Below are 13,410 nucleotides of genomic sequence, written 5' to 3'. Positions count from 1 at the left end.
GGTAGGAATCGGCATGGCATCAAAACGCGACTGGCTGTTACAACAACTGGGTATTACGCAGTGGACATTGCGCCGCCCGGGCGTGTTGCAGGGCGAAGTGGCGGTCAGTCTGCCGCCCGAGACGCGCCTGCTGGTGGTGGCGCAGACGCTGCCGGCGCCCGACGATCCGCTGTTTTGCGACGTGCTGCGCAGCCTGGGGCTGACGCCGGCGCAAACTTACAGCCTGACGCCGGAACAGGTGGCGATGCTGCCTGCAGAGACCGCATGCAACAGTTGGCGGCTGGGCGTGGCGGAGCCGCTCGCGGTCGCCGGCGCGCAGCTACACAGCCCGGCGCTGGCCGAGCTTTCTCAAGACGCGGGGGCCAAACGCGCCCTCTGGCAGCAGATTTGTCATCATGAACACGATTTCTACCCTGACGGCGGCCGACCTGGCCACGGCCTTCACCATTGAGCAAGCCAGCCACGCTTTCCCTTGGACGGAAACCACCTTTGCCAGCAATCAGGGCGATCGCTACCTTAACCTGAAGCTGAGCGCCGATGGGGAGATGGCGGGGTTCGCCATCACGCAGATCGTGCTGGACGAAGCCACGCTGTTCAACATCGCCATTCATCCGCAGCACCAGCGCCGAGGCTTTGGCCGCCTGCTGCTCAACGCGTTGATCGAACAGCTGGAGAGCCGCGGCGTGGTCACGCTGTGGCTGGAAGTCCGCGCCTCCAACCAAGCGGCGATCGCGCTGTATGAAGATCTCGGTTTCAACGAAGTCACCGTGCGCCGCAATTATTACCCGAGCGCCCACGGCCGCGAAGACGCGATCGTGATGGCGCTGCCGCTGGGGTAATCAGCCCGGTCGGAAAAAGCATTGATTGTCACCGGTTGGCAAATCGGCGAAAATGCCCGGCTGTTATCTTTTATTCACCGCTTTGCCCGGCGCCGCGATCGGCGCGTTCTGATGATGTCGCAGGGCGGACTAACCGTAGAACCTGAAAACCATGTCTCCTAGTGAATTTGCCCGCGAAGTCTCCAAAAGAAGAACTTTCGCCATCATCTCGCACCCCGATGCCGGTAAAACCACCATTACCGAAAAAGTGCTGCTGTTCGGACAGGCGATCCAGACCGCCGGTACGGTAAAAGGCCGCGGCTCCAGCCAGCACGCCAAATCCGACTGGATGGAAATGGAAAAGCAGCGTGGGATCTCGATCACCACCTCGGTGATGCAGTTCCCGTATCGCGACAGCCTGGTCAACCTGCTGGACACCCCGGGGCACGAAGACTTCTCCGAAGATACGTATCGCACACTGACCGCGGTCGACTGCTGTCTGATGGTGATCGACGCCGCCAAGGGCGTTGAGGATCGCACCCGCAAGCTGATGGAAGTCACCCGCCTGCGCGACACGCCGATCCTGACCTTCATGAACAAGCTGGACCGCGACATCCGCGATCCGATGGAGGTGATGGATGAAGTCGAACGCGAACTGAAGATCGCCTGTTCGCCCATCACCTGGCCGATCGGCTGCGGCAAGCTGTTCAAGGGCGTTTACCACCTGTACAAGGATGAAACCTACCTGTACCAGACCGGTAAAGGCCATACCATTCAGGAAGTGCGCATCGTCAAGGGCCTGAACAACCCAGAGCTGGATGCGGCGGTGGGCGAAGATCTGGCGGCGCAGCTGCGCGATGAGCTGGAATTGGTGCAGGGCGCTTCTCACGAGTTCGATCAGGAGGCTTTCCTGAGCGGCGAGCTGACGCCGGTGTTCTTCGGTACCGCACTCGGCAACTTCGGCGTGGATCATATGCTGGATGGCCTGGTGGCTTGGGCGCCGGCGCCGATGCCGCGCAAAACCGACACCCGCGAAGTGACGGCGGCGGAAGAGAAATTCACCGGCTTTGTGTTCAAGATCCAGGCCAACATGGATCCGAAGCACCGCGACCGCGTGGCCTTTATGCGCGTGGTTTCCGGCCGTTATGAGAAGGGCATGAAGCTGCGCCAGGTGCGCACCGGCAAAGACGTGGTGATCTCCGACGCGCTGACCTTTATGGCCGGCGACCGTTCGCACGTGGAAGAAGCCTACCCGGGCGACATCATCGGTCTGCACAACCATGGCACCATTCAGATCGGCGATACCTTCACCCAGGGTGAAGACATGAAGTTCACCGGCATCCCGAACTTCGCGCCGGAACTGTTCCGCCGCATTCGCCTGCGCGATCCGCTGAAGCAGAAACAGTTGCTGAAGGGGCTGGTGCAGCTGTCCGAAGAAGGCGCGGTGCAGGTATTCCGCCCGATCGCCAACAACGATCTGATCGTCGGCGCGGTCGGCGTGTTGCAGTTCGACGTGGTGGTGGCGCGCTTGAAGAGCGAGTACAACGTGGAAGCGTTGTACGAGTCGGTTAACGTGTCGACCGCTCGCTGGGTCGAGTGCGACGACGTGAAGAAGTTCGAAGAGTTCAAGCGCAAGAACGAGATCAACCTGGCGCTGGACGGTGGAGACAACCTGTCCTACATCGCGCCGACCATGGTGAACCTCAACCTGACGCAGGAACGTTATCCTGACGTGACCTTCCGCAAAACCCGCGAACACTGATCAATCGGCAGGGCGCCCGGTGCGCCCTGTACGCTCCTCCCACCCTAACCGCGCTAATTAATAAACCTTACTCATATTTTACCCTGCGAACCGATGTCGCCAGGCGGCGTTCGTTCGGCCTGCATTTTCCGTCTGATGGTCTATCTTTAACAGGATGTTCGCACATTGCTTGAGAGTAAATCACTGAAATACGTTGCTTGCTTGGTGAGTTATTCTGATGTGTTGCCGATAGGAGACAGTCAGTGTCTTTAAATATCAATGAGATAGGTATATTTCAGTTTTGTGTGGCTTAGTCTGTCGTCAATAGACGACAGTTTGTTGATTAAAAATCCAACTGAAAATTTTTTATCTTTGATAAATAAGGTGTTTTTTGGATTGGCACGGCCGTTGCAATACTCCTGTCGTGAACGCTTAATCGTATAGCGATGATGAAGTATTTACCGAGAGGCCGCGTGAAGGCGGCTGAAGGGTTCCGGCGCTCTGGCGCTGCGAGCCCCCAACAAAAGGAAGAGATCGATGAAAAAGACCAAATTTGCACACTCGCTGATGGCTGTTGTTTTGGGTTCTGCTTTGGTGAGCGGCACTGCACTGGCCGAAGACAGCCTGTTAAACAAGGCGTCTAACGCCGCGGACAGTGCCGGTGCCAAAATCGATAGCTCCATGAAAAAAGTTGACGGTTACATGGATGACAGCGCGATAACGGCTAAAGTTAAAAGTGCGTTGGTGGAAGATAAGACCATCAAAAGCGCTGACATTTCGGTGAAAACCGAAAAAGGCGCCGTGATCCTGAGCGGCTTTGTCGGCAGCCAGGCGCAGGCGGAACATGCGGTCGCGGTTGCCGGTAAGGTGGAAGGCGTCAAGACCGTCAGCGACAAGCTGCACGTGAAGGACGAAGCCAACCAGTCGATCAAATCGTATGCCGGCGACACTGCCACCACCAGCGAGCTGAAAGCCAAGCTGCTGGCCGATGACATCGTGCCGTCGCGCAATGTGAAAGTGGAAACCACCGATGGCGTGGTGCAGCTTTCCGGTGAGGTGAAAACGCAGGCGCAGTCTGAGCGTGCCGAAAGCATCGCCAAGGCCATCGACGGCGTGAAAAGCGTGAAAAACGACCTGGTGGTCAAGCCGTAATCCCGCCAGGCGCCCGTAACAAGTAACAACAAGCCGCATCTGTCGGGCCGTGAAGGCGGCCCGACGTGTACCACCAAAAAAAGAAACTGATTTGCCGTCGACGTCCCGTTGTCGGGGCGGCAGACAGCAGAGAATTTTTTCACAATGGTAAGGAGAAGCTTATGTTTCGTTGGGGCATTATCTTTTTAGTCATCGCGCTTATCGCTGCGGCACTGGGATTCGGTTCGCTGGCGGGCACCGCCGCCTGGGCCGCCAAGGTGGTGTTCGTGGTCGGCATCATCCTGTTCCTGGTCAGCCTGTTCACCGGCCGTCGGCGCCCTTAGCCGGCCGGCATTTTCCCGTAAACTGTAACAAAGCTTAATTCCTTTTCTCACCTCGGGGAGGGCCGGCCATGAACAGCGACATCATCGTCGGGCGCTGGAAACAGCTGAAAGGCCAGGTATGGCAGGCGTGGGCCGAATGGTCCGGCAGCGATTGCGCCTGGCTGGCCGGCAGCAACGATTTCCTCGCCGGTGTACTGCAAGAGGATTACGGAAGAGAGCGAGACGCGGTATCCTCGGAGAAAACGTCTCACTGAGGATGCCAAGTTGGGATACAGAATACCCATCACGCTCGGCAATATAGAACCGCTGGCGTCTAAACCCTTTCGGCCAGGCAAGATGGCGCTGGTCTGCGAAGGCGGCGGCCAGCGCGGCATTTTCACCGCCGGCGTGCTGGACGAGTTTCAGCGCGCGGGCTTTAACCCTTTCGATCTGCTGATCGGCACATCGGCCGGCGCTCAGAATCTGTCTGCCTATATCTGTGGGCAGATGGGCTACGCGCGCCGGGTGATCACCCGTTACACCACTTCGGCACAGTTCTTCAATCCGCTGCGCTTCGTGCGCGGCGGGCATCTGATCGATCTCGATTGGCTGGTTGATACGGCGGCGGCGCAGATGCCGCTGGCGATGGACGTGGCGGAACAGCACTTTATCGACGGGCGCGAATTCCTGCTGTGCGCCTGCCGCAGCGACGATTTCGAACCGGCCTATCTGCCGGCGCAGCGCGAACGCTGGCTGCCGGCCATCAAGGCGTCCAGCGCCATTCCCGGCTTCTACCGTCAGGGCGTGGAGTTGGACGGCGTCAGCTATCAGGACGGCGGCATCAGCGATGCGATTCCGGTGGAAGAGGCCTATCGCCGCGGCGCCGACACCATCGTGGTGATCCGCACCGTGCCTTCGCAAATGTACTACACCCCGCAGTGGATGAAGCGTATGGAGCATTGGCTGAGCGACAGCAGCCTGCAGCAGATGGTGCGCATCCTGCAGCATCATGAGCAAAGCTATCACCGCATCCAGCGCTTTATCGAGAAGCCGCCGGGCAAGCTGCGCATCTTCGAGATCTTCCCGCCTAAGCCGCTGGCCAGCAATGCGCTTGGCAGCCGACTGGGGGCGCTCAATCAGGATTATCACCTGGGACGCCGCTGCGGCCGCTACTTCCTGGCCACCGTCGGCCAGTGGATGGCGCAGCAGGAACCGGACGGCATCAAGGTGCGAAAATCGTTGTCGCGCCGCCTGATCCAGCCCGAGAATGTCAGAATGCCTTCGCCGATCGTGACCGACATCGCCATGTCGCCCGATCTCACGGCGCAGCCGGAGGCTGCGGTGGCGGCGCCGAAACTCATTCTGCCGGGCGATCTGCCGCCGGGTGAAGGGGGCGCGCTGTGAGCTACGCCTTTACCGACACCCACTGCCATTTCGATTTCCCACCCTTTACCGGACACGAGGCCGAAAGCCTGACGCGGGCGGCAAGCGCCGGCGTGCAGCGCATCATCGTCCCGACGGTCACTGCCGATCGCTTTGCGCGGGTGCTGCGGCTGGCGCAGGATCACGCGCCGCTATTCGCCGCGCTGGGGCTGCACCCGCTGTATATCGCGCAGCATCATGAGCCGCAGCTGGAACAGTTGGCGGCGCTGTTGGCCGAACGGCCGCGCAAGCTGGTGGCGGTGGGGGAGATTGGGCTCGATCTGTATATGGACAACCCGCAGTTCGAGCGCCAGCAAAGCGTGCTGTTGGCCCAGCTGAGGCTGGCGAAACAGCATGACCTGCCGGTGATCCTGCACTCGCGCCGCACCCACGATCAGCTGGCCGCGGCGCTGCGGCGCATGCAACTGCCGCGCCGCGGCGTGGTGCACGGCTTCGCCGGCAGCCTGTCGCAGGCGCAGGCGTTTATCCGCCTCGGCTATTACATCGGCGTGGGCGGCACCATCACCTATGAGCGGGCGCAGAAAACGCGCGGCGTGATGGCGCAACTGCCGCTTGAGGCGCTGCTGCTGGAGACGGATGCGCCGGACATGCCGCTGGCCGGCTATCAGGGGCAGCCGAATCGTCCCGAGCGCGCCGCCGAGGTGTTTCACACGCTGTGCGCGCTGCGGCCGGAACCGGCCGACGAGATCGCCGCTCACCTGCAACGCAATACCCAGTCACTGTTTGCCATGCCGGATTGATGGGTTTATAACGTGACCTGCGTCACGTTATAAGATTTTCATTTGCGTCTCGTTGTATACATTTGTGACATAAATCGGTGCGAGGGTGACCTCGCTCAGTATAATCCCCCCGAAACTCTCCAATAGCAGACCTCTCTTCATGAGCAGGGATGTATTTTATTTTTTGCAACAGGGAAACTTTGCATGCAACTCATCATGAGTCTGGTCGGTATGGCGGTGCTGATCGCCATTGCGGTGCTGCTCTCCAGCAACCGTCGGGCCATCAAATTGCGTACCGTCGTGTGGGCGTTCATCATTCAGGTCGGCATCGGCGCGCTGGTGCTGTACGTGCCGCTGGGCCGCAGCATCCTCGGCAGTATGTCTAACGGCGTGGCAAACGTTATCGCCTACGGCAATCAGGGCATTTCGTTCATTTTCGGCGGGCTGGTGTCCGACAAGATGTTCGAGGTGTTCGGCGGCGGCGGCTTCGTGTTCGCGCTGCGCGTCCTGCCGGTGATCGTGTTCTTCTCCTCGCTGATTGCGGTGCTGTACTACCTCGGCATCATGCAGTTGGTGATCCGCGTGCTGGGCGGCGGCCTGCACAAGCTGCTGGGCACCTCGCGCACCGAATCGCTGTCGGCGACCGCCAACATTTTCGTCGGCCAGACCGAAGCGCCGCTGGTGGTGCGCCCCTATATCGCCACCATGAGCCAGTCAGAACTGTTCGCCGTGATGTGCGGCGGCCTGGCTTCGGTAGCCGGTTCGGTGTTGGCGGGGTACGCGCAGATGGGCGTGCCGCTGGAATACCTGATCGCCGCATCCTTCATGGCCGCGCCGGGCGGGCTGCTGTTCGCCAAGCTGATGGTGCCGGAAACCGAGCAGACCCACGATAAAGACGATGCGATGAAGCTGATCGCCGAAGAGGATCGTCCGGCCAACGTGATCGATGCGGCGGCTTCCGGCGCGGCTTCCGGCATGCAGCTGGCGCTGAACGTCGGTGCGATGCTGCTGGCGTTTATCGCGCTGATCGCCTTGCTTAACGGCATTCTCGGCGGTATCGGCGGCTGGTTCGATTATCCGCAGCTGTCGCTTGAGCTGATCCTCGGCTGGGTGTTCTCACCGATCGCCTTCCTGATCGGCGTGCCGTGGAGCGAAGCGATGACCGCCGGTTCGTTCATCGGGCAGAAGATCATCGTCAACGAGTTCGTCGCCTACATGAACTTCGGCGCCTATCTGCGCCCGGATGACGTGGTGGCGGCGGAAGGCCTGCAGGTGCTGTCGACGCACACCAAGGCGATCATCTCCTTCGCGTTGTGCGGCTTCGCCAACCTCTCCTCGGTGGCGATCCTGCTGGGCGGTCTGGGCAGCATGGCGCCCAACCGTCGCCACGACATCGCGCGCTTCGGTCTGAAGGCCGTGGCGGCGGGCACGCTGTCCAACTTGATGAGTGCCACCATCGCCGGCTTCTTCCTGGCGCTGTAAGCCATCACGGAGCCCGCGACGGCGCGACCGATCGCGGGACTCCGCCTATACTCTAAGCAACGCGGGTGCTTGCCGCATCCGCGATCTTCAGCCGCTTCTTTAGCGAATTTGTGAACGATATCGCGTTATTTTGTGATGTTCTTCACATATAATTCCGGTCTGTTACAGTGCTATTTCATATAGTGTGACGATGAACGCGAATCGCCTTCGGCATTCGTGTTCAAATAGCTATTACTGGCCGGCCGCAAGGCGGGTGGCCATGTGCGGTGAGAAGGATCTCAGTTGCCGCCGCGGGAACGTCGTTCCCCAGCGCTATCTTCATGGAACCAAGTCCGCTCGCCAACACCCAGGTACTCAGTTGGAGAGTTTTATGACCGAATTAACCGCAGCAGCGCAACGTGCGCTGAACTTGATGGATTTAACCACGCTGAATGATGATGACACCGACGAGAAAGTGATCGCGCTCTGTCGTCAGGCCAACAGCCCGGCCGGCCACACGGCGGCCATCTGCATCTACCCGCGTTTTATTCCGGTGGCGCGTAAGGCGCTGCGCGAGCAAGGCACGCCGGACATCCGCATCGCCACCGTGACCAACTTCCCGCATGGCAATGACGATATCGACATCGCGCTGGCGGAAACCCGCGCGGCGATCGCCTATGGCGCGGATGAAGTGGACGTGGTGTTCCCATACCGCGCGCTGATCGCCGGCAACGAACAGGTCGGCTTCGAGCTGGTGAAACAGTGCAAGCAGGCTTGCCAGGCGGCCAACGTGTTGCTGAAAGTGATCATCGAAACCGGTGAGCTGAAACAGGCCGATTTGATCCGCAAGGCGTCCGAGATCGCCATCAAGGCCGGGGCGGACTTTATCAAGACCTCCACCGGCAAGGTGCCGGTCAACGCCACCCTGGAGAGCGCCGAGCTGATGATGTCGGTGATCCGCGATATGGGCGTGGCGAAGACGGTGGGCTTCAAGCCGGCCGGCGGCGTGCGCACCGCGGAAGACGCGCTGCATTATCTGCAACTTGCCGATCGTATTCTGGGCGAAGGGTGGGCCGATGCGCGGCATTTCCGCTTTGGCGCTTCCAGCCTGCTGGCCAGCTTGCTGACCGCGCTGGGCCACCAGACCCAGACCGCCGGCGGCGGCTACTGATCGATTTCGTTGGCGGGCGCCAGGCGCGCCCGTCTGCACCGACTCTCGGCGACACAGGGGGATGCCTTGTTCCTGGCTCAAGAAATTATTCGTAAGAAACGCGACGGCCAGCCGTTAAGCGAAGCGGAAATCCGCTTTTTCATCAACGGCATTCGCGACAACGTGGTGTCGGAAGGGCAGATCGCCGCGCTGGCGATGACCATTTATTTCCATGACATGAGCATGCCGGAGCGCGTGGCGCTCACCATGGCGATGCGCGATTCCGGCACCGTGCTGGACTGGAAGAGTTTGGCGCTGAATGGCCCGATCGTCGACAAGCATTCGACCGGCGGCGTGGGTGACGTGACCTCGCTGATGCTCGGCCCGATGGTGGCGGCTTGCGGCGGATATGTGCCGATGATCTCCGGCCGCGGCCTGGGGCATACCGGCGGCACGCTGGACAAACTGGAAGCCATTCCGGGCTTCAATATTTTCCCGGACGATAACGCCTTCCGCAAAATCATTCAGGACGTCGGCGTGGCGATCATCGGCCAGACCAGTTCGCTGGCGCCGGCGGACAAGCGTTTTTACGCCACCCGCGACATCACCGCCACCGTGGATTCGATCCCGCTGATCACCGCCTCTATTCTGGCCAAGAAACTGGCGGAAGGGCTGGATGCGCTGGTGATGGACGTGAAGGTTGGCTCGGGCGCCTTTATGCCGACCTATGCCCTGTCGCAAGATTTGGCGCAGGCGATCGTCGGCGTGGCCAACGGCGCGGGCTGCAAGACCACCGCGCTGCTGACCGACATGAACCAGGTGCTGGCTTCCAGCGCCGGCAACGCGGTGGAAGTGCGCGAAGCGGTACGCTTCCTGACCGGCGAATACCGCAACCCGCGCCTGCTGGAAGTGACGCTGGCGCTGTGCGTGGAGATGCTGCTGTCCGGCGGCCTGGCGCAAGACGAGGCCGATGCGCGCGCCAAGCTGCAGGCGGTGCTGGACAACGGCAAAGCGGCTGAGGTGTTTGGCCGCATGGTGGCGGCGCAGCAAGGGCCGATAGACTTCGTCGAACGTTATGATAGCTATCTGCCGGCGGCAACGCTGAGCAAGCCGGTGTATGCTGAAAAGCCGGGCATCATCAGCGCCATGGATACCCGCGCGCTGGGTATGGCGGTGGTGTCGCTGGGCGGCGGCCGCCGCCGGGCGAGCGACGCCATCGATTACAGCGTTGGCCTGACCGAGGTAGCGCGTCTGGGCGATAAGGTGGATACCCAGCAACCGCTGGCGATGATCCACGCCAACGATGAAGAGAGCTGGCAGCTGGCGGCCGATGCGGTGCGCAGCGCAATGACGCTGAGCGACAAGGCGCCGGAGGCGACGCCGGTGGTGTATAAGCGCATCACTCAAGCGTGATGACCCTCGTCTTTCAAGCCGTAGCGTTGTTGGCTGCACGCGTGCACCCCAGTCACTTACTTGAGTAAGCTCCTGGGGATACACGCGCTAGCCGCCTAGCTACAACTTGAAATCCATTGGGTATAAATTTAGAGAATAAGGGCGATTGCAGTTTTGCGGTCGCAATAGCGTGAGAACACGCAGGAGAGCACAGATGAAACGCACATTTATTATGGTATTGGACTCCTTCGGCATCGGCGCCAGCGAAGACGCCGAACGTTTTGGCGACCAGGGGTCCGACACCCTGGGCCACATCGCCGAGGTTTGCGCGCGCGGTGAAGCCAACGTGGGCCGCCAGGGCCCGCTGACGCTGCCTAACCTGAGCCGTCTGGGCCTCGGCAAAGCGGCGGAGGAGTCCACCGGCAACTTCCCGCAGGGGCTGGATCGCAACGCCGACATCATCGGTGCTTACGCTTACGCCAGCGAGCTCTCTTCCGGTAAAGACACGCCGTCGGGCCACTGGGAAATCGCCGGCGTGCCGGTGCTGTTCGACTGGGGCTACTTCAAGGACGAGCACAACAGCTTCCCGCAGGCGCTGCTGGACAAACTGGTCGAACGCGCCAATCTGCCGGGCTACCTGGGCAACTGCCACTCATCCGGCACCGTGATCCTCGATCAGCTGGGCGAAGAGCACATGAAAACCGGCAAGCCGATTTTCTACACCTCCGCCGACTCGGTGTTCCAGATCGCCTGCCATGAAGAAACCTTCGGCCTGGATCGTCTGTATGAGCTGTGCGAAATCGCGCGTGAAGAGCTGACCGAAGGCGGTTACAACATCGGTCGCGTGATCGCGCGTCCGTTCGTCGGCGATAAGCCGGGCCACTTCCAGCGCACCGGCAACCGCCACGATCTGGCGGTAGAGCCGCCGGCGCCGACCGTGCTGAAAAAGCTGGTGGACGAGAAGGGCGGCGAAGTGGTGTCGATCGGTAAAATCGCCGACATCTACGCCAACGTCGGCATCACCAAGAAGGTGAAGGCGACCGGCATCGATGCTCTGTTTGACGCGACCCTGATTGAAATGGAAAAGGCCGGCGATAACACCATCGTGTTCACCAACTTCGTGGACTTCGACTCCTCTTACGGCCACCGCCGCGACGTGGCGGGCTACGCCGCCGCGCTGGAGCTGTTCGACCGCCGCCTGCCGGAGCTGCTGAAGCTGGTGAAAGACGAAGATATCATCATCTTCACCGCCGACCACGGCTGCGACCCGACCTGGCCGGGCACCGACCACACCCGCGAGCACATCCCGGTGCTGGTTTACGGTCCGAAAGTGAAACCGGGTTCGCTGGGCCACCGCGAGACCTTCGCCGACATCGGCCAGACCGTCGCCAATTATTTTGGCCTGTCGCCGATGGATTACGGTAAGACCATGTTCTAAGCCCTGTCTTTCAAGCCGCAGCGTTGTTAGCTTCACGCGTGAACCTCAGTCGCTTACTCAAGTAAGTTCCTGGGGATTCACCCGCTAGCTGCCTGGCTGCGACTCGAAATTCAAGGCTTGGATGTTTGACGTTTTTATTAAATAAGATTTCTAAAGGAAGAAAATTATGGCTACGCCGCACATTAATGCTGAGATGGGTGATTTCGCTGACGTAGTACTGATGCCGGGCGACCCGCTGCGCGCAAAATACATCGCCGAAACCTTCCTGGAAGGCGCGGTGGAAGTGAACAACGTGCGCGGCATGTTGGGCTTCACCGGCACCTACAAAGGCCGCCGCATCTCCGTAATGGGCCACGGCATGGGCATCCCGTCCTGCTCCATCTATGCGCGCGAGCTGATTGCCGAATTCGGCGTGAAGAAGATCATTCGCGTGGGTTCCTGCGGCGCGGTGCGTGACGATATCAAACTGCGTGACGTGGTGATCGGCATGGGCGCGTGCACCGACTCCAAGGTGAACCGTCTGCGCTTCAAGGATAACGACTACGCGGCGATCGCCGACTTCGACATGGTGCGCAACGCGGTCGACGCGGCGGCGGCGCAGGGCATCCCGGCGCGCGTGGGCAACATCTTCTCCGCCGATCTGTTCTACACACCGGATCCGGACATGTTCCAGGTGATGAAGAAGTACGGCATCCTGGGCGTGGAAATGGAAGCGGCCGGCATCTACGGCGTGGCGGCGGAGCTGTACGAAGAGTTCGGCTGTAAGGCGCTGACCATCTGCACCGTGTCCGACCACATCCTGCGTCACGAAGCGACCACGGCGGCGGAACGCCAGACCACCTTTAACGAAATGATCGTTATCGCGCTGGAATCCGTGCTGCTGGGCGACAAAGCGTAATACCGCGGCGGGCGTCGTCATGGCGCCCGCCCGTCAATCTATTCATTCCGCACGGCCGTTTTTGGCTAACGCTTTACCTTTCAATTGATTATGGGTGCAGCCGTTACGGGCAATCTATTCACTGAAAGGACAATAAAACGGCGAGAACGCATTCAACGCCTGGCCTGAGTTATTCCTTCTTCGGCGCTTCCTGCTTTGTTTCCGGCGCATCCTCTTCGTCGTCTTCCACCGTATTGCCTTCTTCCAGTGGCGTGTTGGCGGTCAACAGGTACGGCGACTGCTGCCAGCGGCTGCGGCGGTGTTGCAGCAGGGTACGCGCCAGAATGATGCCGATCGCCAGCGCCAGCAGGATCATCAGGCGCAGCAGGTTGGTGGTGTTGTCCACCTGCTTGGATTCGGTCGCCAGCACGTGGGTGTCGAGGGTGATGCGGATAAAGCCGATCGGGCCGTCTTTGCCCTGAATGGATTCGACCAACTGGTGGTTGAAGTAGCTGCCGGCGCGTTTGCCGTCGAGCGACAGGCGATCGCGTATACTTATCTGTTCCCCAGCGTGGGAGACCAGCGTGCCGTCAAGCTGATACACGCTGACGTCGAGAATGCGGCTGTGATCGGTGAGCTGCTTGAGGATGGCGTCGATGCGCGGGTTGTTGCCGTCGTCGTCCAGCAGCGGCGCCAGGCTGTAGGCGACCTGTTTGGTCAGCGTCTGCGCCAACTCTTCCACCTGCTCGGATCGCGCCATTTGGTGACTCAGGCTAAAATAAGAGGCGCCCTGCATCAGCAGCACCAGCAAAGCCAGGCAAATCAGGATAATAGCGGTGCGGTGCAGGCGAAATTTCAGTTTAGCGCGAGCCATGCAGGTTCCTTGGGCATCGGGGACACTTTATGTTGCCAGAACC

Annotated in this window: 14 protein-coding genes; 13 read left to right on the top strand and 1 reads right to left on the bottom strand. The window is 60.5% G+C overall.

The annotated features are described in order from the left end of the window. The first annotated feature begins 13 nt into the window (after window positions 1–13). From ACJ8PL_RS16385 to deoD, 13 genes are all read left to right on the top strand, one after another. On the top strand, window positions 14–451 hold the full coding sequence (locus ACJ8PL_RS16385) for a DNA polymerase III subunit psi (protein WP_016929171.1): 438 nt from the start codon (window positions 14–16) through the stop codon (window positions 449–451). Beyond that, the gene (gene rimI / locus ACJ8PL_RS16380) at window positions 396–839 is read left to right on the top strand and encodes a ribosomal protein S18-alanine N-acetyltransferase (protein ID WP_044029730.1); all 444 of its coding nucleotides are present in this window, start codon (window positions 396–398) and stop codon (window positions 837–839) included. The genes ACJ8PL_RS16385 and rimI overlap by 56 nt, the downstream gene beginning before the upstream one ends. A 151-nt stretch (window positions 840–990) precedes the next feature. Next, complete coding sequence (gene prfC / locus ACJ8PL_RS16375; protein ID WP_004933094.1) at window positions 991–2,580, top strand: peptide chain release factor 3; 1,590 nt, start codon at window positions 991–993, stop codon at window positions 2,578–2,580. A gap of 516 nt (window positions 2,581–3,096) precedes the next feature. After that, complete coding sequence (gene osmY / locus ACJ8PL_RS16370; protein ID WP_016929169.1) at window positions 3,097–3,711, top strand: molecular chaperone OsmY; 615 nt, start codon at window positions 3,097–3,099, stop codon at window positions 3,709–3,711. A gap of 161 nt (window positions 3,712–3,872) precedes the next feature. Next, window positions 3,873–4,034 carry a DUF1328 domain-containing protein gene (locus tag ACJ8PL_RS16365; RefSeq protein WP_004933089.1) on the top strand — a complete coding sequence of 54 codons (162 nt, stop codon included), beginning with the start codon at window positions 3,873–3,875 and terminating at the stop codon, window positions 4,032–4,034. Window positions 4,035–4,102: 68 nt separating this feature from the next. After that, entirely contained in the window at window positions 4,103–4,288 is a 186-nt protein-coding gene (locus ACJ8PL_RS16360; RefSeq protein ID WP_025305210.1) for a CsbD family protein, read from the top strand. Window positions 4,289–4,298: 10 nt separating this feature from the next. Next, window positions 4,299–5,417, top strand: a complete 1,119-nt coding sequence (locus tag ACJ8PL_RS16355) for a patatin-like phospholipase family protein (RefSeq protein WP_028127872.1) — start codon at window positions 4,299–4,301, stop codon at window positions 5,415–5,417. Continuing rightward, window positions 5,414–6,196: a metal-dependent hydrolase gene (locus ACJ8PL_RS16350; RefSeq protein WP_016929166.1), complete on the top strand. Its 783-nt coding sequence runs from the start codon at window positions 5,414–5,416 to the stop codon at window positions 6,194–6,196. Before ACJ8PL_RS16355 ends, ACJ8PL_RS16350 begins: the two co-directional genes overlap by 4 nt. A 183-nt stretch (window positions 6,197–6,379) precedes the next feature. Then, window positions 6,380–7,657 (top strand): NupC/NupG family nucleoside CNT transporter, encoded by a 1,278-nt coding sequence (locus ACJ8PL_RS16345; RefSeq protein WP_004933076.1) that lies wholly within the window; start codon window positions 6,380–6,382, stop codon window positions 7,655–7,657. A 370-nt stretch (window positions 7,658–8,027) separates the two neighbouring features. Beyond that, entirely contained in the window at window positions 8,028–8,807 is a 780-nt protein-coding gene (gene deoC, locus ACJ8PL_RS16340) for a deoxyribose-phosphate aldolase (protein WP_016929165.1), read from the top strand. A gap of 66 nt (window positions 8,808–8,873) precedes the next feature. Further along, window positions 8,874–10,199, top strand: coding sequence for a thymidine phosphorylase (gene deoA / locus ACJ8PL_RS16335; protein WP_048796556.1), 1,326 nt, complete (start codon window positions 8,874–8,876; stop codon window positions 10,197–10,199). A gap of 193 nt (window positions 10,200–10,392) precedes the next feature. Beyond that, entirely contained in the window at window positions 10,393–11,616 is a 1,224-nt protein-coding gene (gene deoB / locus ACJ8PL_RS16330) for a phosphopentomutase (RefSeq protein WP_016929163.1), read from the top strand. A gap of 166 nt (window positions 11,617–11,782) precedes the next feature. After that, window positions 11,783–12,514 (top strand): purine-nucleoside phosphorylase, encoded by a 732-nt coding sequence (gene deoD, locus ACJ8PL_RS16325; protein WP_004933059.1) that lies wholly within the window; start codon window positions 11,783–11,785, stop codon window positions 12,512–12,514. 169 nt (window positions 12,515–12,683) lie between these two features. Here deoD and ACJ8PL_RS16320 read toward each other — a convergent pair whose 3' ends face one another. Beyond that, window positions 12,684–13,367 carry a YtjB family periplasmic protein gene (locus tag ACJ8PL_RS16320; RefSeq protein WP_004933054.1) on the bottom strand — a complete coding sequence of 228 codons (684 nt, stop codon included), beginning with the start codon at window positions 13,365–13,367 and terminating at the stop codon, window positions 12,684–12,686. Window positions 13,368–13,410: the final 43 nt, after the last annotated feature.

Origin of the sequence: Serratia sp. CY83965 (assembly GCF_052166375.1) — a bacterium.
In the GTDB taxonomy this organism is placed as follows: domain Bacteria; phylum Pseudomonadota; class Gammaproteobacteria; order Enterobacterales; family Enterobacteriaceae; genus Serratia; species Serratia marcescens.
The sequence above is the reverse complement of the archived record's forward strand: the minus strand, read 5'-3'. Positions and strand labels throughout refer to the sequence as shown.